A 24,786-nucleotide genomic window follows, 5' to 3' on the forward strand; every position below is an offset into this window, starting at 1 on the left:
TTTCTGCGGTAGGTTACAAAAGTGGTAGTTAATAAAATCTCCGGTAGTCACGTCCCTCAAGAGCGGGTGAGGAGCAAGTCGTGCAGGATTCATTGCCATCAAGGCGCGATATCGCGCCGGATTCGACGCGACCACCCCCGACCCACGATGATGTTCGGGCTCAGCTTGAGCGAATCGTTACCAGCCCGCAATTTCCGCATATCGGTCGGAGTGCTGCATTTCTTACCTATGCCGTGGAGGAGACGCTTGCAGGCCGCGCAGACCGGATCAAGGGTTACTCTATCGCCGTCGAGGTTTTCAAGCGCCCCAACGGCTTCACGCAGGATGATCCGGTTGTTCGGATCGAGGCCGGAAGGCTCAGGCGGGTGCTCGAGCGCTATTATTTTACAGCGGGTCAACGCGATCCGATCCGAATAGACATTCCGAAAGGCGGTTACGTGCCGACCTTTGCCTGGAATAATCCGATTGCTGACAATTCCGATGCTGAAGACCAAAGTCTGCCGTCGGAGCGCGCCTATTCCCTTTTTCCCGGCTTAAGACGGCATATATGGGCAGTGGCTCTTGGATTGATCGTGATCGTGGGCGGCACTGCAGCTCTGGCTGGCTTGACCTCCATTCGATTTGGCTCGATCTGGCCCTTCGCGGCTGCCGACATTACAGGATCTGATGGACCGACATTGGTGATCGCTCCATTTGCTAATCTCGGTGATGGTCCTCAGGCGGAACTCTATACGACAGGCCTCACCGAGGAACTCCTCACCGCCCTTCCCCGCTTCAAGGAGATCAAAGTCTTCGGTCGCGAGACATCCAGATCGTTGCCGCCAGAGGTGGAGACATCGCGGATTCGCGGAGAACTTGGCGCACGCTTCCTGCTGGCAGGCGGTGTTCGCGTCTCCGGAAGCCGAGTGCGTGTGACGGCACGTCTGCTCGACACAGAGACCGATGAGATCCTCTGGTCGCAGACCTACGACGACAACATCGGCGTCCGCGACCTGTTCACCATCCAGTCCGACGTCGCAAACAAGGTTGCGACCGCCGTGGCGCAGCCCTATGGCATCATGGCCCAGGCCGATGTCTCCAACCCGCCGCCTGATGATCTTGGCATCTACGGCTGCACGCTGAGCTTTTACACTTACCGTGCCGAGTTGAGCATCGAGCGGCACGAAGAGGTTCGAAACTGCCTCGAAAGCACTGTCGCCCGCTATCCATCCTTTGCGACCGCCTGGGCGATGTTGTCCATCCTCTATCTCGACGAGGATCGTTTCAGGTTCAATCGGAAGCCCATTTCGTCCGCGCCGATAGATCGCAGCTTTCAGGCCGCCCGCCGTGCCATTCAACTGGATCCCGACAACACCCGCGCCCTTCAGGCGTTGATGACGGCGTTGTTTTTCAGCCAGCGGGTTCCGGAGGCACTTCAGATCGGCGAACGGGCACTGGCGACCAATCCGAACGACACCGAATTGCTAGGAGAGTTTGGTACCCGGGTGGCGATGAGCGGGGAATGGCAGCGCGGGGCAGCGCTGCTGGATCGTGCCATTGCTCTCAACCCTGCCGGCGGCGGCTACTATCGCGGAACGCGCGCACTTGCAGCCTACATGCTGCACGACGACAAGACCGCGGTCATCGAGATCAGGCAGGCGGACCTGCAGAAGTTCCCGCTATTCCATGCGGTGGCTGCCGTCATCTACGTCGACGCCGGAATGATCGAGGACGCCCGCAACGAGGCCTCGCGGTTCAACGAAATGAGACCCGACTTCATTCCGAGCATCGTGGCCGAACTCAAGGCGCGCAATTTCCAGCCACAGGATCGGGCACGGATGATTGCCGATCTGCGAACGGCCGGGCTTCCTGCGATGGACGAGGTGCAGGCGACGATGTCGCTGCCGATCGACGGTTCCAGGGCCCTTCAGCCGCGGTAGCGCTGCTGTCAGGACAACTAGCACAGAACATACCTGATGGTTACACGCGCACGCCGTCGTCTCCGTGTAGGCTGTGGTCGCTGATAATCGTTCTTTCATGGCCGAGACCCAGGGAGCGACCTCAGTCGTCCGACCAAACCATTTAGAAGGGATTCGTCGATGACCAAAGCACCGCAGCGAGCCTTGCACCCTGCCGTGGCGGCGGTGTCGTCCGCGGCACGCGGCTTGATGATCATCTTGGGATGTGGATCGGCCGCAAGCGCTGCCGACGCAGACGCCAAGAAGCTGGTGAAAACCATGTCCGACTACCTGGCCGCAGAAAAGGCGATCTCCTTTTCGTATGACACCAACCTGGAGGTGGTCACCGTCGACCATCAGAAGCTTCTGCTGGCAAGTTCCGGCAAGATCGAAATGGGCCGACCGGATAAACTCCGGGTTACCCGGTTTGGTGGGTTCGCCAACGTTGAGGTCGCATTCGACGGCAAGACGCTCTCGCAGCTCGGCAAGAACGCCAACCTCTATGCCCAGGCAGAAGTCCCAGGCACCATAAATCACCTGATCGACGAATTGCGGGACAAGCTCCATAGACCCATACCGGGTGCCGATCTTCTGCTCCCGGATGCCTATGACGAGCTGATGCGCGACGTGGTCGACGTCAAGGACCTCGGCAGCGGTGTCATCGGCGGTGTCGAATGCGACCACCTTGCATTCCGCACCAAGGAAGTCGACTGGCAGATATGGATCGCTCAAGGCGAGCATCCGTATCCCTGTCGATATGTCATTACCGCAAGCCAGGTGGATCAAGGCCCACAATACAGCATCCAGATCAGTGACTGGAAGACAGGCACCGATGTCGTTGCCAACGATTTCGGATTCAAAAACACCACGAACGCCAAGAAAGTCGACCTGACGAAGCTTGCCGATATTGACGAGATTCCTGATCACTTTGCCATGGGAGGCACCAAATGACCGTCGTCAGAAAACTGAAACTCCTGCTGCTTGCTGCGGCGATCGGCGTGTCCGGCCTCGAACTTGGAAACGGACTTTCGATTCCGGGACTGAATGGCGTCTTCACGCCGGCAGAGGCCAGGATCGGCCGCCCGCTGACGCCGGTGAGTGTCGCTGGAGTTGCGCGCCGCACGGTCCGGCGTTGCGCCGTCGGCGTCTATTATTGCTAGAAAAACAGGCCCGGCGAACGCATTCGACAAGCGCCCAGCATGAGGGAAATCGGTGGGAAGCAAAAACAACACGGGAATAGGGTCGATAGTTGCCGGGTATGTTCAGTGGCTTCTGCTGTGCGCATTGATCGTCATTCTGCCTGGGTGCGGCGGTCATCCGAAGGATGTGATGACGCCTGTTGCAGACACGTCTCCGAAGTCGACCAAGGTCAACTTGCTGATCGCCACGACACGCAGCAGGTCTCCGGTGCCAGGAGAGATGTTCAACGGAGAACGGGCGCGGACCCCGGCATTCGCCGATATCACCGTGTCCATCCCACCGAACACGATCCGCAAGGAGGGAGAGGTCGCCTGGCCAAAGAGGCTTCCCTCCAATCCGGCGACAGATTTCGCGACTCTAAAGGCCGACGATCTCAATATCGATGAGGCCAAACGCTGGCTGAGCGCCAGCGTCCGCAAGAGCCCCGACCACAGTGTCCTGGTGTTCATCCATGGTTTCAACAACCGGTTCGAAGACTCCGTCTACCGCTTCGCCCAGATCGTTCAGGACTCCGGTGTGCACAGCGCTCCCGTGCTGGTGACCTGGCCGTCGCGTGGCAGCCTTCTCGCCTACGGCTATGATCGGGAGAGCACGAACTATACGCGAAATGCTCTGGAGACACTCTTCCAGTATCTCGCAAAGGATCCGGAAGTGAAGGAGGTGTCCATCCTCGCTCATTCCATGGGGAACTGGCTGGCGTTGGAATCGCTGCGCCAGATGGCCATTCGTAACGGCCGACTGCCCGCCAAGTTCAAGAATGTCATGCTCGCGGCTCCGGACGTCGATGTCGACGTGTTCCGCCAGCAGATCGGCGAGATGGGCAAACAGCATCCGCAGTTCACCTTGTTCGTATCCCGTGACGACCGTGCACTGGCGTTCTCGCGTCGGGTCTGGGGTGACGTATCCCGACTTGGAGCCATCGATCCCGAACAGGCGCCCTACAAGGCGGAGTTCGAGGCCAACAAGATCGTGGTGATCGATCTCACCAAGATCAAATCTGGCGATCGGATGAACCACGGCAAATTCGCGGAATCGCCGCAGATCGTTCAGCTCATCGGATCACGCATCTCGGAGGGGCAGACGCTCACCGACAGCAGGATTGGACTTGGCGACCAGATTCTGGTGGCGACATCCGGAACGGCGGCGGCAGCCGGGAACGTTGCTGGACTGATCCTTGCCGCTCCCGTCGCTGCTGTCGATCAGGACACGCGGGACAATTACGCCGGCCAGGTCAGTGGCCTGATGGGCACTGCCAAACCGCAGCCAGCAATGTTGAAAAACTGCGACGAGGTACGGCCAACGCCGAGCTGCAAGCCCTAACTCCGACATCGGCAGGACGAGCACGGCAATGCCGCAGACAGACAGATATTACTGTAACATACTTATCCGCAGGCGGGTGTTGCGCCAGAGTTGAGCGGAGATCGATGATATGTTCGATTCGTCGGCGACCACGATGGAGACCGACAACGCAGGGGGAGTTTCATGACGGCTTTTCTTCTACGCGCGGCAGTCCTTTGCGCGGGTCTCGTAGCCTCCTCGCCCGCCTGGGCAGCCGATCCGACGCCGCTGACACCCGATGCCAAAGTGGTCGAGAGCCCGAGCGGTTGGACGTTCACCGTCGCGCCGTATTTCTGGATGGCGGGGATATCCGGAGACATTGCACAGTTCGGATTGCCGGAGGTTCATATCGACTCCGATTTCGACGACATCCTGCAGAACCTCGATTTCGCCTTCATGGCCGCGGGTGAAGCGCGGTACGACCGGTTCAGCATCTTCGGCGACATCATCTACACCAAGCTTGGCGCAGACGCGAATACGCCGCTTGGCATCCTCGCCGACAGCGTCGACGTCACCTCAAAGACCTTCGCCGGACTTCTCGGGGTCGGCTACTCGGTGCTGGAGGACCAGTCGGGACACCTCGATGTCGTCGGCGGCATCCGGGTGTGGTCGGTCGACACCAACATCTCCTTCAATGGCGGGATCCTCGGTGGCGTCGAGCAAGATGACAGCGCGACCTGGGTCGACGGTCTGGTGGGCGTCCGAGGCAACTACTTCTTCACGCCGGAGATCTATCTGACAGGATGGGGTCTCGTCGGCGCCGGCGGCGCGGATCTCGACTGGGATGTGGCGCTCGCACTCGGCTACAAGTTCACCGACACGATCTCAGCCGTTGCGGGATACCGCGCACTCGGCGTCGACTACGACAACGACGGCTTCGTCTTCGACGTCGTCGAGCAGGGTCCGATCCTCGGCGTCGTCATCCACTTCTGAGAACGACGTCTGGGACAGCAGATCGAGTTTTGTACGGTGGAGACGTCAATGAAGCTCATGATTTTTCGGCTGATGCAGCTTGCCGCGGCGCTGGTTCTGTCATCAGGTGCAGCCAACGCCCAGTCGAGCGAAGAACTCGCGAAGAAGCTGTCGAATCCGATCGCTTCGCTGATCAGCGTCCCGTTCCAGTTCAACTATGACCACGGCTACGGTCCCGAAGATGGTGACAAGGCAACGCTGAACATCCAGCCTGTCATTCCATTCTCTCTGAACGAGGACTGGAACCTCATATCGAGGACCATCCTCCCGGTCACATGGCAGAACGACATCGCCGGGCCATCAGGAACGCAGTTCGGTCTCGGCGACACGTTGCAGAGTTTCTTTCTCTCCCCTGCTAAACCGACGGAGACCGGTATCGTCTGGGGTGCCGGACCGGTGTTCCTCCTTCCCACCGCGACCGACGAGCTCCTCGGTGGCGGCAAATGGGGCGCTGGACCGACAGCAGTCGTTCTCAAACAGGACGGCCCCTGGACTTACGGCATTCTTGGGAACCACATCTGGTCGTTCGCTGGTCAAAGCGACCGGGAAGATGTGAGTTCGACGTTCCTCCAGCCGTTCATCTCCTACACGACCAAGGACGCCTGGACGTTCTCGCTGAATACGGAGTCCACCTATAACTGGGAAACGAACAATTGGTCGGTTCCAATCAACTTCGCAGTCGCCAAGCTGATCACCATCGATAAGCAGCCGATCAGCCTGACGGCTGGTATCCGCTATTGGGCAGACGCTCCGGAGAACGGCCCGGAAGGACTTGGCTTCCGGCTCGCGCTCACGTTCCTCTTTCCAAAGTGAATTCGCAGATCGACGATGCGCTCGGCCGAACGGTATTGCGTGGAACGCTGATGGATGAGGATCAAAGAGCGATCTTCTCAGACCTCACTGCAGCACCGTGCAAGCCCGAACAGGCTCAGGCGGTGCGGGAACTCCTGTAGACCGAGACGCCAAGTTCCCTGATCTTCTTGCGCAAGGTGTTGCGGTTGAGACCGAGAAGATCGGCCGCCTTGATCTGGTTGCCGCGCGTCGCCGTCAGGGCGGCGAGGATCAGCGGATATTCCATTTCGGTCAGCACACGATCATAGAGGCCGGGCGGCGGCAGATTGTCCCCGAAGCCTGCGAAATAGCTGCGCATGTTCTCCTCGACGGCTTGCGCGATCGTCATCGAGCCGCTGCGCATCGGCCCCTTGTCGATCGGGCTGTCGGGCACGTCGGAACGCAGTTCCGCGTCGATGATCTCACGGGTGATCACATCCTGTGGGTAAAGCGCCATCAGACGGCGGATGAGGTTTTCCAGCTCGCGGACGTTGCCCGGCCAGGCATAGGCCTTCATCAGTTCGAGCGCTTCCTGATCGAAACGCTTGGAGCCGAGACCTTCCTTTTCCGCCTGCTGGATGAAATGGCGCACCAGATCGGGGATGTCCTCGGCGCGGTCGCGCAGCGGCGGCAGGCGCAGCGGCACGACATTGAGGCGGTAATAGAGATCCTCGCGGAAGAGGCCCTGGTTGATCGCCTGCTTCAGGTCCTTATTGGTAGCGGCAACGATGCGCACATCGGTGCGGATCGGCGTGCGGCCACCAACGGTGGTGTATTCGCCCTGCTGCAGGACGCGTAAGAGCCGTGTCTGGGCGTCCATCGGCATGTCGCCGATCTCGTCGAGGAAGAGCGTGCCGCCTTCGGCCTGCTCGAAGCGGCCGGTCGAGCGCGTCTGCGCGCCGGTGAAGGCGCCCTTCTCATGGCCGAAGAGTTCGGATTCGATCAGGTCGCGCGGGATCGCCGCCATGTTGATTGCGACGAACGGGCCGTTGCGGCGCTTGCCGTAATCATGCAGCGCGCGGGCGACGAGTTCCTTGCCGGTGCCGGATTCGCCGGTGATCATCAGCGTCAGGTCCGTCTGCATCAGGCGGGCGAGCACGCGGTAGATTTCCTGCATCGCCGCCGACCGGCCAACGAGCGGCATGCCGTCCTGCATGTCGTCTTCAAGCTTGGCGGGCTTGCGCTTCGGCTCGGCCAGCGCACGGCCGATGATGCCGATCAGCTCGGTGAGATCGAAGGGCTTCGGCAGATAGTCGTAAGCGCCTTTCTCCGAGGCCTTGATGGCAGTCATGAAGGTGTTCTGGGCGCTCATGACGAGGACAGGCAGGTCGGGCCGCGCCTTCTTGATGCGCGGCAGCAGATCGAAGGCGTTCTCGTCGGGCATCACCACATCGGTGACGACCAGATCGCCCTCGCCTGCCGAAATCCAGCGCCAGAGGGTAGCGGCGTTGGAGGTGATGCGAACGTCATAACCGGCGCGGCTCAAAGCCTGGTTGAGCACGGTCCGGATGGCCGCATCATCATCTGCAACGAGGATCGTGGCTGTCATCGAGAAGGTCCTGTCGAGCTTGCTATAGAGGCGTCTTCGAGCGAGGCGTCCTTCGACGCCGGCATGAGAACGCGGAATGTCGTGCGGCTGTTCTGGCTATCGCATTCGATGATGCCGCCGTGATCGCCGATGATCTTGGCGACCAGCGCCAGGCCGAGGCCGCTGCCGTTCGGCTTGGTGGTGATGAAGGGATCGAAGAGGTGCGGCAACAGATCGAGGGGAACGCCGGGGCCGTTGTCGTGGACGCAGAATTCCAGCGGCAGCGAGATCTTTTCGCGCGTGCCGGCGACCGAAAGACGGATGCCGGGGCGATAGGCCGTCGTCAGCATGATCTCGCCGTCCGACCGATCGCCGACCGCTTCGGCGGCGTTCTTCACCAGATTGAGAAAGACCTGAACGAGCTGGTCGCGATTGGCATAGACGGCTGGCAGCGACGGGTCGTAACTCTCGGTGACCCGGATGTTGCGAGCAAAACCCGCCTTGGCGACGGCCTTCACATGATCGAGCACGGAATGGATGTTGACCGGCATGCGGTCGACAGGGCGTTCGTCGGAAAAGACTTCCATCCGGTCGACCAGCGAGACGATGCGATCGGTCTCGTCGCAGATCAGCCGGGTCAGCGCCCGATCGTCGTCGTCCGCAGATTGTTCGAGCAGCTGGGCGGCGCCGCGGATGCCGGAGAGCGGGTTCTTGATCTCGTGCGCCAGCATCGAGGCAAGGCCGGTCACCGAGCGGGCGGCGGCGCGATGCGTCAGTTGTCGGTCGATCTTGTCGGCCATCGAGCGCTCCTGAAAGACGATGACGACGGCGCCGGGCTCGCTGAGCACCGGGGCGACGTAGAGATCGACGAGCTTATCCTGGCCGAGGCGGGGCGAACTCAGGTCGACGCGATATTCGTTGACCGGCGCCTTGCGCTCGCGCACCTGGTCGATCAGGGCAAGCAGCGGGCTGCCGAAGGGAATGAAGGTCGAGATGCGGTAACGTGCCAGATGCGAGGCGCTGGCGCCGAAAAAGGCCTCCGCCTCCCAATTGGCGAAAACGACGAAGCCGGATTCGTCGACCATGACGACGGGGTTCTGGATGGCGTTCAACACGGCCATGGCGACGGTCCCGCCGGTGTGATCGGACGGAGATGTCATATCCTTCGTCATGCCGCCTCCCGGCTGTCGACAACACTGGCCGCCAATGCATCGTAAAGACGCGCGGCCACTTCGCGCGGATCGCGCGAGGTCATGATCGCCGCCTTTTCGTCGCCCGACAGATCAGGCGCGAAACGCTGGAGATACCAGCGAAGATGCTTGCGGGCATGGCGGATCGCCACCGCTTCGCCGTAGAAATCCAGCATCATCCGGTAATGTTCGACGGCGATCTCGGCGATTTCCAGGGATTGCGGTGTGGGCGCACCTGATATGACGCCGGCATGCCACGGCCTGCCCTGGCAGCCCCTGCCGATCATGACGGCATCGGCGCCGGAGCGGCGCAATATTTCCTGCGCATCGCCTGCGGTTTCGACATCGCCGTTGGCGATCAGCGGAATGGAGATCACCTCGCGGACGGCGCGGATCGCATCCCAATCGGCCCGGCCTTCATAGAATTGCATGCGGGTGCGCCCATGAATGGTGACAAGCTGGATGCCGACCGCCTCGGCGCGGTGCGCAATGTCAGGCGCGTTGATCGAATTCTCGTCCCAGCCGAGGCGCATCTTCAGCGTCACAGGAATGTCGACGGCCTTGACCGTCGCCTCGATGAGACCGAGCGCGTGATCGGGATCGCGCATCAGCGCCGAGCCGGAATAACCGCCGATCACCTTCTTTGCCGGGCAACCCATGTTGATGTCGATGATATCGGCGCCGTGATCGGCGGCGATCTTGGCTGCCTCCGCCATCCAATGCGCCTCGCGCCCGGCAAGCTGCACCATATGCGGCCGGAAGCCCGCAGCCCTCAGCCGCGACCAGGATTCGGCCGTGTCATTGACCAGCTCGCGGCTCGCCACCATCTCGGTGACGACGAGGCCGGCGCCGAAGCGCCAGGCAAGCTCGCGGAAGGGCATATCCGTGACGCCGGACATCGGCGCCAGTACAACGCGGTTCCGCACGGACACGGGTCCGATTTGGAAAGGCGCTGCGAGGTCCTTGGAAATCAAATGATTATCTTTCGGGCACACAATAGAACTGCATTATTTTTAGCCACTATTCCCTGGCTTGCCAAGGGGGCTGGAACCGGAATTGATATTTTTCGGGCAGATGCTGGAAAAGGCCAAAGCAAGACGTTAGAGCACTCCGGTCAATTCCGCATAATTTAGGGGATTTATGCTGCAAATGCCTTCTAAGCAACCGATATCGGCTGGAATTGTCATTGTTGCCGCCGGCCGCGGCGAGCGCGCGGGATCATCCAAGGAAGGCCCGAAGCAATATCGCATGATCGGCGGCAAGCCGGTTATCGTGCATACGCTTGAAAACTTCATGACATGGGAAGCGGCAACTGAGATCGTCGTCGTCATCCATCCCGATGACGAGGCGCTGTTTGCGAGAGCCTTCCGCCACATCATCTCGGCAACGCCGATCGAAACGGTGCATGGGGGTGCGACCAGGCAGCAATCCGTGCTTGCAGGCCTCAGATACCTCAAGGACAAGCAAATCAGCCATGTGCTGATCCATGATGCCGTGCGGCCGTTCTTCGATCATGCGCTTCTCGATCGCATCGCCGAGAGCCTTGATGCCGGCGCGCAGGCGGTCCTGCCGGCGATCCCGGTCACCGATACGCTGAAACGCGCCGACAACACAGGCACCGTGCTGACGACGGTTTCACGCGAGCATCTTTACGCTGCGCAGACGCCGCAATCCTTCGCCTTCGAAACGATCCTCGAGGCGCATGAGAAAGCGGCGGCGAGCGGACGAAGCGACTTTACCGACGATGCCTCGATCGCCGAATGGCTGGGCATTCCGGTGACGATCGTCGAGGGCACGGCCGACAACGTCAAGCTGACGGTCAAAGACGATATCGCCATGGCCGACGACAAGCTCTCGTCTTCGCTGCTTCCAGACGTGCGCACGGGCAACGGCTACGACGTGCACCAGCTCGTCGCGGGCGATGGCGTAACGCTCTGCGGCGTGTTCATTCCGCATGACCAGAAGCTGAAAGGTCACTCCGATGCCGACGTTGCGCTGCATGCGCTGACGGACGCGCTGCTCGCCACCTGCGGCGCCGGCGATATCGGCGATCATTTCCCGCCGTCCGACCCGCAATGGAAGGGCGCGCCTTCGCGGATCTTCATCGAGCATGCCGCCCGGATCGTGCGCGAGCGCGGCGGCACGATCATGAATGCCGACGTCTCGTTGATCGCCGAGGCACCGAAGGTCGGCCCGCATCGCGACGCCATGCGGACGAAACTGTCGGATTATCTCGGCATCGATATCGAGCGTTGCTCGGTCAAGGCGACGACCAACGAGACGATCGGCTTCGTCGGCCGGCGCGAAGGCATCGCGGCGATCGCCACGGCGACCGTCGTCTATCGCGGGAGGAAATGATGAGCCTTTTTCCCGACGATATCCTTTCGACGGCGGAGACGATCATCCGTGACTTTACGGCTGCAGGGCTGATGATCTCGACCGCCGAATCCTGCACCGGCGGGCTGATCGCCGGGGCGCTGACGGAGATTTCGGGTTCGTCAGCCGTCGTCGACCGCGGCTTCGTCACCTATACGAATAGCGCAAAGATCGAGATGCTCGGTGTGCAGGCGGAAACGCTGCTGCGCTTCGGGGCGGTCTCCGAGGAAACGGCGCGGCAGATGGTGCATGGCGCCCTCTTCCGCTCACGCGCCGGGATCGCCGTTGCCGTCACGGGCATTGCCGGCCCCGGCGGCGGATCGGCGGAAAAGCCGGTCGGCCTGGTGCATCTTGCCGCCAAATCGCGTTCCGGCGCGCTCATCCATCGGAAAATGCTTTATGGCGATATCGGCCGCAGCGAGGTCCGGGTGGCGACGATCAGGACGGCGCTGGAGATGGTGCGCTCGCTCCTTGCTGCCTGACGCGGGTTCGCGCATCAAACCGGCGTGTAGATCCTGTTTGCCCTGGTCTCGAAGGCTTCGGTGAACATGCGGAAGGCGCGGTCGAACATCGAGCCCATCAGCGCGCCCAAGATACGGCTCTTGAACTCGTAGTCGATGAAGAAATCGACGGTGCAGCCGCCGGACGGGATCTCGGCGAAGTGCCAGCGATTGTCGAGATATTTGAACGGGCCATCGATATATTTGACCTCGATGACGTGTTCGGCCCGGTTGAGCAGCACCTGTGTCGTGAAGGTCTCGCGGATCGCCTTATAGCCGACCGTCATGTCGGCGACGAGCAGGATCTTGCCGTCGCGCTCCTTGCGGCTCCTGATGGCGAGCGCTTCGCAGAGCGGCAGGAATTCCGGATAACGCTCGACATCGGCGACGAGATCGAACATCTGCTCGGGCGTGTGCGGGACGGGACGGTGCGTTTCGAATTGCGGCATAAGCGGCAATTAATCGGGCCGGCCGAGAAGATCAAGAAGCTCGCGCATCTGGCGACGGGATTTTAGCTGAAGGACCGGCACGTCAGGGCCATGTGCGGCGATGCCGGCGACCAGGCGCGGCGCAAATTTCTCCTCGAAGGTCCAGATGAAGCGGAGGAATTCCCAATCGACCTTCTCGATGCAGCCCGGCGCCATTTCCGGTCGGGTACGGCCGATCCATTTCGCCCAACGGCTGATCGCGCCCCAGATGCAGAGAAGCCGGGGCATGCGGACCCAGACGACGAAATTGGTGCGCGGCAGCCGAATGTCCAAGGAGGACGGGTTCGTGCCGCGGCGAAAATCGCCGCGGTTCAATCAAAAAGCAAGTGATGGATCTTATTCGGCTGCGATCAACAGCTTCTTCTCGCGCGCCGCTCTCAGCCGGGCAAAATCGTCGCCGGCATGGTGAGAAGAGCGGGTCAGCGGGCTGGAGGCGACCATCAGGAAGCCCTTGCTGTAGGCGACCGTCTCGTAGGATTTGAACTCGTCGGGCGTGACGAAGCTTTCGACCTTGTGGTGCTTGCGGGTCGGCTGCAGGTACTGGCCGATCGTCAGGAAGTCGACATCGGCTGTGCGCAGATCGTCCATCAGCTGGAGGACTTCGTTTCGCTCTTCGCCAAGACCGACCATGATGCCCGATTTGGTGAACATGGTGGGATCGAGTTCCTTCACCCGCTGCAGCAGACGGACGGAATGGAAGTATCGGGCGCCGGGGCGAACCGTCAGATAATTGCCGGGCACCGTTTCCATATTGTGATTGAATACGTCGGGCTTGGCGGCGACGACGCGTTCCAGCGCACCCGGCTTCTTCAGGAAGTCGGGCGTCAGGATCTCGATCGTCGTCATCGGCGAAGCCGCACGGATTGCCCAGATCACCTTTTCGAAGTGCTCGGCGCCGCCGTCCTCCAGGTCGTCACGGTCGACCGAGGTGATGACGACGTGGCTGAGACCCATCTCCTTGACCGCCTTGGCGACGTTCTCCGGCTCGGCCATGTCGAGCGCATTCGGCTTGCCGGTGGCGACATTGCAGAAGGCGCAGGCGCGGGTACAGATCTCGCCCATGATCATGAAGGTCGCGTGCTTCTTGTCCCAGCATTCGCCGATATTCGGGCAGCCGGCCTCCTCGCAGACGGTGACGAGCTTGTGCTCCTTCACGATCGCGCGTGTCTCGGCATAACCCTTGGAGGTCGGCGCCTTGACGCGAATCCAGTCCGGCTTGCGCATGACTTCCGTGTCCGGCCGATGCGCCTTCTCCGGATGCCGCACGCGCTTGGCGTCGGGATTGATCGTATCGAGGATCGTCACCATTGCAGTTTCAGCCTTCTACCGCCCCTATGCGGCAAATCTCATTCGGATCTAGCGCCGCACCAGCCGCGCAAGGAATATCAACAAGCAGGCGCCGAGGAAACCCGTCACGAAATAGCCGAGCCGCCCGCCGACCACCTCGAGATGAAACTGCGCGAGGATGGCGCTGGCGACGACCGAGCCGACAATGCCGAGCACGATATTCAGGAAAATCCCGTATCGCGCTTCCATCAGCTTGCCGGCGAGCCAGCCCGCAAGCCCGCCGATGATGATTGCCGAAATCCAGCCGACGCTTTCCATGCCTGCCCCTACCCTCAAGTTGGCCCTCAGTTACGCCTCAAGCGACCGCTCTTGCGATCAGAACCACGATGATGGCGCCGACGGTGGCGTGGATGATCTGCACGACCAGCGCGTTTTCAATGCCCAGCGAAATGCCGAGCGCGCTGAACAGATAGCCGCCGACGAAGGCGCCGATGATGCCGCTCAGCAGGCATCTTATCAACCCGCCGCCACCGACGACCAGGCTTGCGAGGAAGCCTGCAACCAGGCCGATCAGCAAAAACACCAGCAACGCCTGCGTCTCCATAGACATGATGATTTCCTTTCTTGTTTTCCACCCCAGCGGAGTGGCTTTCCACGCCGGGGGGATGGCTTTGCCACCCCGTGATACAGGGCGGATTTGGAAATTATCAAGCGTTCAGCACGCGGCCGTAAGCATCGAGCACCGCTTCCTTCATCGATTCCGACACGGTCGGATGCGGGAAGATCGTGTGCATCAGCTCTTCCTCGGTCGTTTCGAGGTTCATCGCGACGACGAAGCCCTGAATGAGCTCGGTGACTTCGGCGCCGACCATATGGGCGCCGAGCAGTTCGCCGGTCTTCTTGTCGAAGATCACCTTCACCATGCCCTGGTCTTCGCCGAGCGCGATCGCCTTGCCGTTCGCTGCGAAGGAGAAGCGGCCGACGCGGATGTCGCGGCCGAGTTCCTTGGCCCTCGCTTCGGTGATGCCGACGGAGGCGACCTGCGGATTGCAATAGGTGCAGCCCGGGACCTTGCCCTTGTCGGTCGGATGGACATTGGGAAGGCCGGCGATCTTTTCGACGCAGACGACGCCCTCATGCTCTGCCTTGTGCGCCAGCATCGGCGGGCCGGCGACATCGCCGATCGCATAGATGCCGGCGATATTGGTCTTGCCGTAGCCATCGATGACGACGCAGCCGCGGTCGGTCTTGACGCCGAGCGCTTCGAGGCCGAGGTTTTCGATATTGCCCTGAACGCCGACGGCCGAAATCAACCGGTCGGCAGTGATCTGCTGCACCTTGCCATCGGCCGTCTCGACATGAGCGGTGACGCTGCCGGCACCCTTCTCAACCTTCGAAACCTTGGCGCTGGTGAAGATCTTGAGGCCACGCTTTTCAAGCTGCTTGCGGGCGATCGCCGTGATCTCGGCATCCTCTACCGGCATGATGGTCGGCATGACTTCGACGACCGTGACGTCGACGCCCATCGAGCGATAGAAGCTGGCGAATTCGATGCCGATCGCGCCCGAGCCCATGACGATCAGCGACTTCGGCAGAACATCCGGCTTCAGCGCCTCGAAATAGGTCCAGATCAGCTTGCCATCCGGCTCGATGCCGGGCAGCGCGCGCGGACGGGCGCCTGTGGCGATGATGATATGCTTGGCGGTATAGGTACCCTCGCCGCTCTTGACGTTCTTCGGCAGCGGGTGCTGCGGCTCGACGACGGGCTTCGACGACTTGCCGACGACGACCTCTCCGGGCTTGGTGATCTTTGCCTCGCCCCAGATGATGTCGATCTTGTTCTTCTTCATCAGGAAGCCGACGCCGGCATTCAGACGGGCGGAGACGGCGCGCGAGCGGCCGACGACGGCCTTGGCATCCGGCTTGACCGTGCCTTCGAGAACGAGGCCGAAATCCTTGAAGTGATTGGCGTGGTCGAGCACCTCGGCCGAGCGCAGCAGCGCCTTGGTCGGGATGCAACCCCAGTTCAGGCAGATGCCGCCCATATGCTCGCGCTCGACGATCGCGGTCTTGAGGCCGAGCTGGCTGGCACGGATGGCAGCGACATAGCCGCCAGGACCCGAACCGATGATGATGACGTCGTAGGATTCAGCCATGTGTTTCCTGCCTTTGTTACGCTGCGCTGCGGGTCATGAGCACCCACGCATGTCTCTTGCTGTTTTCGAAGAGCGGCACGGCATCGGCGCGCGCAGCCTCCAGGAATCCGTTTCTTCCATAAAGCGACAAAGCCGCTTCGTTGTCGCTGGCGGTGATCAGGCTGACGGGCCGCCGATCGGCCCTTTCGATCTGATCGTCCAGCAGCCTGCGTCCGATGCCGATGCCGCGCAGATGGCGATAGACTCCGAGACTGCCGATGAACCAGCTTCCGACCACCGTCTTCTGCAAGACAAGCATCGGTGCGGTTGCCGGAATAGTCGCCTCGATATCGCCTATCCCCTCACCCAGCGCATGTCCGATCGCCACACCCGCGACCTCGCCATAGGCCTCGGCAATGACGGCATCCCGCCAGCCGCCGACAGCCTCCTCCTCGCCCATCTTCAGCCGGCCCTGCTCCAGCGGCGTGTCGCTCACGCCGTTTTCCACACCGGCAAACCAGAGCCAGGAGGCAAAACCGCGCGATGCGATATCCGCCAGAATCGCCAACTCCGAGGCATCCCGCCGTGAGGCCTGCCGGAGGGCGATGAAGGAGGTCATGCTCAGATCCCCAGCATCATCCGCACGATCGATTCCAGCCCGCGTCCAAGCGCACGCGTATTCTCCGCATCGAGGTGAATGCCGTCGATCGGTGTGGTCTTGGCGACCGAATTGCCGTCGAAGAAGCCACAACCGAGTTCGTCGGCAAGATCACGATAAAGCGTTGCAAGCTTTGCCGATTCCTCGATGCCGCCGGGAAACGATGCGGCGAAGGGCACATTGCCCGTCGCGCGGATCGCCGGCGGCGCCACGATCAAAATCTCCGGCCCATCGAACTCGAAGGGCCAGGCATGATTGCGGATCAGCCGCACGAGCCGGCTGATGCCCTGGCATGCGGCAAAGGCCGAGCCTGCCACGACCGGCTTCATGTCATTGGTGCCGAGCAGAAGGATGACGAGGTCGAGCGGTGCATGCGTCTGCAGGATCGTCGGCAGGATGCGCGCACCGTTGCGGTCGCAATCGGCGAGATGGTCGTCGAAAGCGGTGGTGCGACCGTTCAAGCCTTCGGCGATGATACGCGCGTCACCGCCGAGCGCTGCCTGAAGCACGCTCGGCCAGCGATTCTTGTAATCATGACGGCCGATCGTCTCGGCGTCATAACCCCAGGTCAGCGAGTCACCATAGCAAAGAACGGTCTTGGTCATTTCCGCCTCCGCGACGCTATCAGACAAGCATGCCCATCGGGTTCTCGATGTAGCCCTTGAAGGCCTGGAGCAGCTCGGCGCCGAGCGCGCCATCGACGCAGCGATGGTCGGTCGAGAGCGTGACTGACATCACGGTGGCAATCGCCATTTCGCCCTTCTTGACGACGACCCGCTGTTCGCCGGCGCCGACCGCGAGGATCGTCGCATGCGGCGGATTGACGACGGCTGCGAAGTTCTTCACGCCCATCATGCCCATGTTCGAGACCGAACTGGTGCCGCCCTGATATTCCTCAGGCTTCAGCTTGCGGTCCTTGGCCCGCTTGCCGAGATCGCGCATCTCGTTGGAGATCGTCGACAGGGTCTTTTCCTCGGCCTTGCGGATGATCGGGGTGATCAGGCCGCCGGGGATCGAGACAGCAACGCCGACATCGGCGTGCTTGTGCTTGACCATGTTGCTGTCGGTCCAGGAGACATTGGCATCCGGAACGTCGCGCAGCGACAGCGCCATGGCCTTGATGACCATGTCGTTGACCGAGAGCTTGTAGGCCGGAGCGTTGTCCTTGCGCGGAGCCGCATCGTTCAGCTGGGCGCGCAGCGCCAGCAACGCATCGAGCTCGCAATCGACGCTGACGTAGAAATGCGGGATCGTCTGCTTGGATTCGACCAGGCGCCTGGCGATCGTCTTGCGCATGCCGTCATGCGGCACGAGCTCGTAGGAGCCAGGTTCGAATAGCTTGAGCACGGCTTCTTCGGACGCGCCCTTCGGGGCAGCGGCGGCCGGAGCCGGAGCTGCGGAGGCTTGCGAAGCGGAAGCAGCAGCGGCCGGGGCTGCGGCCTTGGCGCCGCCGCCGGCAACGGCGGCTTCGATGTCGCTCTTGACGACGCGGCCGTGCGGGCCGGAGCCTGCGACGGCCGAAAGATCGATACCGGCTTCCTTGGCCAGCCTGCGGGCAAGCGGCGAAGAGAAGGCGCGGCTGCCATCAGATGAAACTGAGGCGGTTGCGGCGGCGGCTACAGGAGCCGCAGCCGGAGTAGACTGGGCCGCAGCCGGTGCAGCTTCGGCCTTCGGCGCGGCTGCACCGTCAGCTTTCGGTGCCGGAGCGGCCGAACCCGCACTGCTTGCCGCAGCGGAGACATCCTCGCCATCGGCGGCGAGAACCGCAATCAGCGCATTGACCTTGACGCCTTCGGTGCCGGCGGCAACGACGAGCTTGGCGACCGTGCCTTCATCGACGGCTTCGACTTCCATCGTCGCCTTGTCGGTCTCGATCTCGGCGATCACATCGCCAGACTTGACCTTGTCGCCTTCCTTGACCAGCCATTTGGAAAGATTGCCTTCCTCCATGGTCGGAGAGAGGGCGGGCATCGTGATATTGATCGGCATCGAAACACCCTCCCCTTATTTGTAGCAAACAGCCTTCACCGCATCGACCACTTCGCCGACGTTCGGAAGGGCGAGCTTTTCGAGATTGGCGGCGTAAGGCATCGGAACGTCCTTGCCTGCGATCGTCAGGATCGGCGCATCGAGATAGTCGAAGGCCTGCTGCATGACGCGGGTAGCGATTTCGGTGCCGACGGAAGACTGCGGATAGCCTTCCTCGACCGTTACCAGGCGGCCGGTCTTCTTCACCGATTCGATGACGGTCGGCAGGTCCATCGGGCGGATGGTGCGAAGGTCGATCAGTTCGACGTCGATGCCGATCTTCTCGAGTTCGGCGACAGCCTTGGTCGCATAGCTCATGCCGATGCCGAAGGAGACCACGGTGACGTCCTTGCCCGGACGATGGATGCGGGCCTTGCCGATCGGGAGAACGAAATTGTCGAGCTTCGGCACATCGAAGTGCTGGCCGTAGAGAATTTCGTTTTCGAGGAAAATGACTGGGTTCGGATCGCGGATCGCGGCCTTCAGCAAGCCCTTGGCGTCGGATGCCGTATAGGGCATGACGACCTTCAGGCCGGGAATGGCGCTATACCAGGCAGCATAATCCTGGCTGTGCTGGGCGCCGACGCGGGCCGCTGCACCATTCGGGCCGCGGAAGACGATCGGAGCACCCATCTGGCCGCCGGACATATAAAGCGTCTTGGCAGCGGAGTTGATGATCTGGTCGATCGCCTGCATGGCGAAGTTGAAGGTCATGAATTCGACGATCGGGCGAAGGCCGGCCATGGCGGCACCGACGCCGACGCCGGCAAAGCCATGCTCGGTAATCGGCGTATCGACGACGCGGCGGGGCCCGAATTCCTGCAGCAGCCCCTGCGTGACCTTGTAGGCGCCCTGATATTCGGCGACTTCCTCACCCATGACGAAGACGTTTTCGTCGGCGCGCATTTCCTCGGCCATGGCGTCGCGGAGCGCTTCGCGCACGGTCGTCGACACCATTTCGGTGCCGGCCGGGATTTCAGGGTCGTTCGGAACGACGGCCTTCGGCTCGGCCGGAAGCGGTGCGGAGGCAGAACCGGTGTTGGTCGGCTTCTCTTCCTGGGCAACTTCCGGAGCTGGTGCGGCGGCCGGCTTGGCGGCGGAAAGATCCGAGGCCGATTCGCCGTCCTGCAGCAGCACGGCGATCTTGGTGTTGACCTTGACGCCTTCGGTGCCGGCATCGACGAGCAGCTTGCCGATGATCCCTTCATCGACGGCTTCGACTTCCATCGTCGCCTTGTCGGTTTCGATTTCGGCAATCACGTCGCCTGAGGTGACCTTGTCACCTTCCTGCTTCAGCCATTTGGACAGTGTGCCTTCTTCCATGGTCGGAGAGAGGGCGGGCATGAGGATATCGATAGGCATGGGTTCCCTCCCCGATTAGAGCAGAATGTCGGTATAGAGCTCGGATGCATCCGGCTCCGGATCGGCCTGGGCGAAGTCGGCGCTGTCGGCGACGATGTCGCGGACATCCTTGTCGATCGCCTTCAGATCGTCTTCGGAAGCCCAGCCCTTTTCGATGAGACGTGCCTTCACCTGTTCGATCGGATCCTGCTCGGAGCGCATCTTCTGCACTTCCTCCTTGGAGCGATACTTCGCCGGATCGGACATCGAGTGACCACGATAACGATAGGTCAGCATTTCGAGGATGATCGGGCCTTTGCCGGAGCGGCAATGTTCGAGCGCCTCGTCGGCCGCCGCCTTGACGGCGCGAACGTCCATGCCGTCGACCTGAATGCCCGGGATGCCGAAGCCGGATCCGCGAAGCGAGTAGTTCGACTGCGCGGTGGCGCGGGCGGTCGAGGTACCCATGGCGTAACGGTTGTTCTCGACGATATAGACGATCGGCAGCTTCCAGAGAGCAGCCATGTTGAAGCTCTCGTAGACCTGGCCCTGGTTGGCAGCGCCGTCGCCGAAATAGGCGATGGAGACATTGTCGTTGCCGCGGTAGCGGTTTGCGAAGGCAAGACCCGTTCCGAGCGAGACCTGGGCGCCGACAATACCGTGACCGCCGTAGAAATGCTTCTCCTTCGAGAACATGTGCATCGAGCCGCCCTTGCCGTGGGAATAGCCGCTGCGACGTCCGGTCAGTTCCGCCATGACGCCACGCGCCTCCATGCCGGTTGCCAGCATATGGCCGTGGTCGCGATAGGCGGTGATGACCTGGTCGCCTTCCTTCTGCGCCATCTGCATGCCGACGACGACAGCTTCCTGACCGATGTAGAGGTGACAAAAGCCGCCGATGAAGCCCATGCCGTAAAGCTGACCGGCCTTCTCCTCGAAGCGGCGGATCAGCAGCATCTCGCGATAGGCCTTCAGCTCTTCATTGCGATCGAAGTCGGCTACCGGGCCTCCATTCGATGCTTTGGCTGCCGGTTTTGCTGCAGTTTTGCGGCTGGAAACGGTCGCGGTCTTTCGCGGCGCCATTCAACCCTCCCTATGGGTTTGTCGTTTCTTGGTGGCGCGTACCATAGGGAAGAAAATTGACCACAGCAATGCCATAATTGCATGGCTCGTATTCGGTCCTAAATTATTGGAAAAACTACTAAAATTCCAATTAACCTGTTTCCGGTTAATTGGAATAGTGGTTGAATACGACGATCTCGTCCGCGCGCGACATATTGAGCTGATAACGCGCTTTTTCGTCCAACATGTCCTTGTCGAGCGACCCGTCACTCAAGAGCGCGACCTGATTTTCCAGATGTTCGCGCTTCGCCTTCAAGATCGCAAGCTCTTTTTCACGCGCGACACGCTGATGCTCGAACGTCTCCGTCGCGCGCAGGCCGTAATCGCCATGAATGCAATGATAACCGAAATAGGAGAGGAAGGCGACCGTCATGGCCGGAATGACGAAGCGACCGATCTTTCTCTTCTTATGATGCCTTGTCCACATACACGCATGCTCTTGAACGCATTACCAATTCGTTCAATCTAACGCGCAGAGATTAACCGTTCGTTGACTCTAAAAAACGGGCAACAAAAAACCCGCGCCGGGAGGCGCGGGTCAAGCCATTGGAAATCAGGATCCGATCAGCCGCGAATGATCGAGCGGCCGGCATACTGGGCCTGCGGGCCGAGGCCCTCTTCGATGCGGATCAGCTGATTGTACTTGGCAAGACGGTCGGAACGCGACAGCGAGCCGGTCTTGATCTGACCGCAGTTGGTGGCGACCGCGAGATCGGCGATGGTCGAATCTTCGGTCTCGCCGGAGCGATGGGACATGACGGCGGTATAGGCCGCCTTGTGCGCCGTGTTGACGGCATCGAGCGTCTCCGTCAGCGTGCCGATCTGGTTGACCTTGACGAGGATCGAGTTGGCGACACCCATGCGGATGCCGTCGCGAAGACGGGCAGAGTTGGTGACGAAGAGATCGTCGCCGACGAGCTGAGTCTTCTTACCGGCCAGGTCGGTCAGCGTCTTCCAGCCATCCCAGTCGTCTTCGGCCATGCCGTCCTCGATCGAGATGATCGGATACTTGGCGGCGAGCTCGGCCAGATATTCGGCCATGGCGCCCGATTCCAGCGTGCGGCCTTCACCTTCGAGAACGTATTTGCCGTCCTTGAAGAATTCGGTCGAGGCGCAGTCGAGGCCGAGGCACATGTCGTCGCCCGGCTTGTAGCCGGCTTTCTCGATCGACTTCATGATGAAGTCGAGGGCCTCGGGCGCGCTCTTCAGGCCCGGTGCGAAACCGCCTTCGTCGCCGACATTGGTGTTATGACCCTGCGCGGCAAGTTCCTTGCGCAGCGTATGGAAGACTTCCGAACCCATGCGCACGGCTTCGGCGATCGAATCGGCGCCGACCGGCAGAATCATGAATTCCTGGAAATCGATCGGGTTGTCGGCATGAGCACCACCATTGATGATGTTCATCATCGGCACCGGCAGAAGGCTGGCGGAAGCGCCGCCGACATAACGGTAGAGCGGCAGGCCGGACGCCTGGGCCGCAGCCTTGGCAACGGCGAGCGATACGCCGAGGATGGCGTTGGCACCGAGGCGCGACTTGTTCGGCGTGCCGTCCAGCTCGATCATGATGTTGTCGATCTGGATCTGGTTTTCGGCGTCGATGCCGCCGATCGCGTCGAAGATCTCGGTGTTGGCAGCTTCGACCGCCTTTTCGACACCCTTGCCGAGGTAGCGCTTGCCGCCGTCACGCAGTTCGACCGCTTCATGCGCGCCCGTCGAGGCGCCCGAGGGAACGGCCGCGCGGCCCATGCTGCCATCTTCGAGATAGACATCGACTTCGACGGTGGGATTGCCACGGCTATCGAGAATCTCGCGGGCGATGATATCGGTGATTGCAGTCATGGGTTCTTCCTGCTCGGTGGGTGATAAGTCGGTTCGAAACCTGTCTTAGTCGAAGGCGTGCAAATTACAATGCCGCAATTTCCAGCCTTCGGACCAGCCTTCCCGGCCTATAGTACGATCATGTCAGACTGTTGAACGTCAAGCTGAACCTTAGGCCTTGGCGACCGCATCGAAGGCAAGCAGCTTTTCGAGAAGCCGCGGCATGTCCTTGAGATAGACCATGTTCGGGCCGTCCGAAGGGGCATTGTCGGGGTCCTGATGGGTTTCGACGAAGACACCAGCAATACCGGCAGCCACTGCGGCGCGCGCCAGGGTTTCCACGAATTCCCGCTGACCGCCGGAGGATTCGCCCTGGCCGCCCGGCTGCGCCACGGAATGGGTCGCGTCGAAGATAACGGGCGCGCCCATCGCCGCCATGATCGGCAACGAACGCATGTCGGAAATCAGCGTATTGTAGCCGAAGGAGACGCCGCGCTCGCACAGCAGCACGTTCGGATTGCCGCTGGCATTGAGCTTCTTCAGGACGTTCTTCATATCCCAGGGGGCGAGGAACTGGCCCTTCTTGACATTGACGACGCGGCCGGTCTTGGCGGCGGCGATAAGAAGGTCGGTCTGGCGGCAAAGGAAGGCCGGGATCTGCAGGACATCGACGACCTTCGCCACCTCCCCGCATTGCTCGGCGGTATGAACGTCGGTCAGGACGGGAAAGCCGAATTCCTTCTTGAGGTCGGCAAAGACCTCCATGCCCTTTTCGATCCCGATGCCGCGTTCGGCCGAAAGCGAGGTCCGGTTCGCTTTGTCGAAGGAGCTCTTGTAGACGAGGCCGATACCGAGCTTTCCGCAAAGCTCTTTCAGCGTGCCGGCAACCATGAAGGCGTGGTCGCGGCTCTCCATCTGGCAGGGACCGGCAATCAGCGACAGGCGGCCGGTATTGGAAAAAGTGACCTGGCCTTGGCCTTCGCCGATCCTGACTTCGGAATTCGTATCAGTGCTCATCGTGTTTCCTCGAAGGCGAAGAGCGTGCCCTGCCCGGGCGCGGGCTTCACCAGAATGCGATTGTTCTTGCGCGTGTAGGTCACCCCGTTAGCAGCCAAATGCGCTTCTGTCACGGCAAGATCGGCGACAGTGAAGAGGATTGCCCGGCCGCGCAGGCCGCGATCGGCGGATGAGCCGGCGATGTCGAAATAGGCCTCCAGCCCTTCCGGCGTCATCAGGCTGATTTTCGCATTCGATGCTGCGATATTGACGCCGAACCCGGTCTTCTCGACTGCCGATTGCGCCACCGCAAGGCTGACGAAGGCAGCGAAGGCGGCCGGCTCCGGCGTGCAAAGCGCGATCTCGACTATGCCGGTGACACCATTGGCATGCGCCTCCAGCGCGGCGCGGTCGGCCGGCAGCGGATTGACGCGCTCGACGCTGAAAAGCAGGAGATCCGGCGCGCGCAGGTCGCCGGCAAAAGCCAGCTTGAAGCCGGCAATCGCCTCGGAACCGTCCGGCATCGTCATCGGCCGGGTGAACTCCAGCATCTCGCCGGCGCTCGATCCGTTGCCGACGAAATTCTGATGATCGATGCCGGCATCCTTGCTGCCGAAAGCCAGCCCCGAAAGCCCCTCCTCGCCGCAGCGGAAGCGGAAGGCCTGGTTGCGGGCGGTGAAGACATTGCCTTGCCGCGCTGATGCCTCGCTCTCCTCGACGCTCGCAATCCCGAGCGGCTCCAGATAAGTCTTGTCGGCAAAGAAGACGCAGGCATTCTCCGTTCCGAAGGGATGGCGCGCATCGGCGGCAACGGTGAAGCCGAGCTTGCCGAGCCTCTCGCGCGCCAGATCGATATTGACGACCGGCAGCACGACATGATCCAGCGGGTGCGGTTTGGCGGAGTGCTCGTTCATGATATCCCCTCTCCTAACACGGCAGAGATGTGTGAGAGTGCCGCCCAAGGCAAGACTTGTGTGCCAATCCGGCGAATGAAAATAATAATCTCAACGAGTTGGCGCCAAGTTTTACGGAAATTTAGCT

Annotated in this window: 26 protein-coding genes; 8 read left to right on the forward strand and 18 right to left on the reverse strand. The window is 61.3% G+C overall.

All coding sequences use genetic code 11. From position 1 onward, the window contains the following. Positions 1-80: 80 nt before the first annotated feature. The 6 genes from G9X67_RS13290 (at position 81) to G9X67_RS13315 (ending at position 6,260) form a co-directional block, all read left to right on the forward strand. On the forward strand, positions 81-1,919 hold the full coding sequence (locus G9X67_RS13290) for an adenylate cyclase (RefSeq protein ID WP_138329582.1): 1,839 nt from the start codon (positions 81-83) through the stop codon (positions 1,917-1,919). A 159-nt stretch (positions 1,920-2,078) separates the two neighbouring features. Then, positions 2,079-2,888 (forward strand): DUF2092 domain-containing protein, encoded by an 810-nt coding sequence (locus G9X67_RS13295; protein ID WP_138329584.1) that lies wholly within the window; start codon positions 2,079-2,081, stop codon positions 2,886-2,888. Beyond that, positions 2,885-3,097 (forward strand): hypothetical protein, encoded by a 213-nt coding sequence (locus tag G9X67_RS13300; protein WP_138329586.1) that lies wholly within the window; start codon positions 2,885-2,887, stop codon positions 3,095-3,097. Before G9X67_RS13295 ends, G9X67_RS13300 begins: the two co-directional genes overlap by 4 nt. 169 nt (positions 3,098-3,266) lie before the next feature. Then, entirely contained in the window at positions 3,267-4,457 is a 1,191-nt protein-coding gene (locus G9X67_RS13305) for an alpha/beta hydrolase (RefSeq protein WP_210258853.1), read from the forward strand. A 162-nt stretch (positions 4,458-4,619) separates the two neighbouring features. Next, positions 4,620-5,408, forward strand: a complete 789-nt coding sequence (locus G9X67_RS13310; protein WP_138329590.1) for a hypothetical protein — start codon at positions 4,620-4,622, stop codon at positions 5,406-5,408. 57 nt (positions 5,409-5,465) lie between these two features. After that, positions 5,466-6,260 (forward strand): transporter, encoded by a 795-nt coding sequence (locus G9X67_RS13315; RefSeq protein ID WP_246697897.1) that lies wholly within the window; start codon positions 5,466-5,468, stop codon positions 6,258-6,260. Between the two features lie 115 nt (positions 6,261-6,375). On the opposite strand, the gene ntrC is transcribed toward G9X67_RS13315, so the two are convergent. Genes ntrC through dusB form a run of 3 tightly spaced genes read right to left on the reverse strand, consistent with a single transcriptional unit; the run spans position 6,376 to position 9,991 of the window. Beyond that, entirely contained in the window at positions 6,376-7,827 is a 1,452-nt protein-coding gene (ntrC, locus tag G9X67_RS13320; RefSeq protein ID WP_003539347.1) for a nitrogen regulation protein NR(I), read from the reverse strand. Then, positions 7,824-8,978, reverse strand: coding sequence for a nitrogen regulation protein NR(II) (locus G9X67_RS13325; protein ID WP_171598831.1), 1,155 nt, complete (start codon positions 8,976-8,978; stop codon positions 7,824-7,826). Before G9X67_RS13325 ends, ntrC begins: the two co-directional genes overlap by 4 nt. Further along, a complete protein-coding gene (gene dusB, locus G9X67_RS13330; RefSeq protein WP_171598832.1) occupies positions 8,975-9,991 on the reverse strand; it encodes a tRNA dihydrouridine synthase DusB in 1,017 nt (338 codons plus the stop codon). The genes G9X67_RS13325 and dusB overlap by 4 nt, the downstream gene beginning before the upstream one ends. Positions 9,992-10,136: 145 nt before the next feature. On the opposite strand from dusB, the gene G9X67_RS13335 reads away from it, so the two are divergent. Next, the gene (locus G9X67_RS13335; RefSeq protein WP_171598833.1) at positions 10,137-11,354 is read left to right on the forward strand and encodes a bifunctional 2-C-methyl-D-erythritol 4-phosphate cytidylyltransferase/2-C-methyl-D-erythritol 2,4-cyclodiphosphate synthase; all 1,218 of its coding nucleotides are present in this window, start codon (positions 10,137-10,139) and stop codon (positions 11,352-11,354) included. Further along, on the forward strand, positions 11,351-11,854 hold the full coding sequence (locus G9X67_RS13340) for a CinA family protein (RefSeq protein ID WP_171598834.1): 504 nt from the start codon (positions 11,351-11,353) through the stop codon (positions 11,852-11,854). The genes G9X67_RS13335 and G9X67_RS13340 overlap by 4 nt, the downstream gene beginning before the upstream one ends. Before the next feature lie 14 nt (positions 11,855-11,868). On the opposite strand, the gene G9X67_RS13345 is transcribed toward G9X67_RS13340, so the two are convergent. From G9X67_RS13345 to G9X67_RS13415, 15 genes are all read right to left on the reverse strand, one after another. Continuing rightward, positions 11,869-12,321 carry a type II toxin-antitoxin system RatA family toxin gene (locus G9X67_RS13345; RefSeq protein ID WP_129420805.1) on the reverse strand — a complete coding sequence of 151 codons (453 nt, stop codon included), beginning with the start codon at positions 12,319-12,321 and terminating at the stop codon, positions 11,869-11,871. A 9-nt stretch (positions 12,322-12,330) separates the two neighbouring features. Then, the gene (locus tag G9X67_RS13350) at positions 12,331-12,633 is read right to left on the reverse strand and encodes a hypothetical protein (protein ID WP_281411917.1); all 303 of its coding nucleotides are present in this window, start codon (positions 12,631-12,633) and stop codon (positions 12,331-12,333) included. A 63-nt stretch (positions 12,634-12,696) separates the two neighbouring features. Continuing rightward, positions 12,697-13,668, reverse strand: a complete 972-nt coding sequence (gene lipA, locus G9X67_RS13355) for a lipoyl synthase (protein ID WP_012757334.1) — start codon at positions 13,666-13,668, stop codon at positions 12,697-12,699. A gap of 48 nt (positions 13,669-13,716) precedes the next feature. After that, positions 13,717-13,965 (reverse strand): GlsB/YeaQ/YmgE family stress response membrane protein, encoded by a 249-nt coding sequence (locus tag G9X67_RS13360; RefSeq protein WP_003539331.1) that lies wholly within the window; start codon positions 13,963-13,965, stop codon positions 13,717-13,719. Between the two features lie 37 nt (positions 13,966-14,002). Beyond that, positions 14,003-14,257 (reverse strand): GlsB/YeaQ/YmgE family stress response membrane protein, encoded by a 255-nt coding sequence (locus tag G9X67_RS13365; protein ID WP_003539329.1) that lies wholly within the window; start codon positions 14,255-14,257, stop codon positions 14,003-14,005. 97 nt (positions 14,258-14,354) lie between these two features. Beyond that, entirely contained in the window at positions 14,355-15,803 is a 1,449-nt protein-coding gene (lpdA, locus tag G9X67_RS13370) for a dihydrolipoyl dehydrogenase (protein WP_138329604.1), read from the reverse strand. A gap of 16 nt (positions 15,804-15,819) precedes the next feature. Further along, a complete protein-coding gene (locus G9X67_RS13375) occupies positions 15,820-16,401 on the reverse strand; it encodes a GNAT family N-acetyltransferase (protein ID WP_138329606.1) in 582 nt (193 codons plus the stop codon). A gap of 2 nt (positions 16,402-16,403) precedes the next feature. Continuing rightward, positions 16,404-17,045, reverse strand: coding sequence for an SGNH/GDSL hydrolase family protein (locus tag G9X67_RS13380; RefSeq protein WP_003539320.1), 642 nt, complete (start codon positions 17,043-17,045; stop codon positions 16,404-16,406). A gap of 19 nt (positions 17,046-17,064) precedes the next feature. After that, the gene (locus tag G9X67_RS13385; RefSeq protein ID WP_171598835.1) at positions 17,065-18,429 is read right to left on the reverse strand and encodes a pyruvate dehydrogenase complex dihydrolipoamide acetyltransferase; all 1,365 of its coding nucleotides are present in this window, start codon (positions 18,427-18,429) and stop codon (positions 17,065-17,067) included. Between the two features lie 15 nt (positions 18,430-18,444). Continuing rightward, positions 18,445-19,830 (reverse strand): pyruvate dehydrogenase complex E1 component subunit beta, encoded by a 1,386-nt coding sequence (locus G9X67_RS13390; RefSeq protein ID WP_171598836.1) that lies wholly within the window; start codon positions 19,828-19,830, stop codon positions 18,445-18,447. Positions 19,831-19,845: 15 nt separating this feature from the next. Next, the gene (gene pdhA, locus G9X67_RS13395) at positions 19,846-20,892 is read right to left on the reverse strand and encodes a pyruvate dehydrogenase (acetyl-transferring) E1 component subunit alpha (RefSeq protein ID WP_171598837.1); all 1,047 of its coding nucleotides are present in this window, start codon (positions 20,890-20,892) and stop codon (positions 19,846-19,848) included. Between the two features lie 145 nt (positions 20,893-21,037). Then, entirely contained in the window at positions 21,038-21,358 is a 321-nt protein-coding gene (locus tag G9X67_RS13400; protein ID WP_171598838.1) for a septum formation initiator family protein, read from the reverse strand. 137 nt (positions 21,359-21,495) lie between these two features. Next, positions 21,496-22,770 carry a phosphopyruvate hydratase gene (gene eno / locus G9X67_RS13405; protein WP_033182549.1) on the reverse strand — a complete coding sequence of 425 codons (1,275 nt, stop codon included), beginning with the start codon at positions 22,768-22,770 and terminating at the stop codon, positions 21,496-21,498. A 150-nt stretch (positions 22,771-22,920) separates the two neighbouring features. Continuing rightward, positions 22,921-23,766, reverse strand: coding sequence for a 3-deoxy-8-phosphooctulonate synthase (gene kdsA, locus G9X67_RS13410; protein ID WP_171598839.1), 846 nt, complete (start codon positions 23,764-23,766; stop codon positions 22,921-22,923). After that, complete coding sequence (locus tag G9X67_RS13415) at positions 23,763-24,659, reverse strand: VOC family protein (RefSeq protein WP_171598840.1); 897 nt, start codon at positions 24,657-24,659, stop codon at positions 23,763-23,765. Before G9X67_RS13415 ends, kdsA begins: the two co-directional genes overlap by 4 nt. Positions 24,660-24,786: the final 127 nt, after the last annotated feature.

The organism is Rhizobium sp. WYCCWR 11152 (assembly GCF_013087615.1).
Taxonomy (GTDB): domain Bacteria; phylum Pseudomonadota; class Alphaproteobacteria; order Rhizobiales; family Rhizobiaceae; genus Rhizobium; species Rhizobium indicum.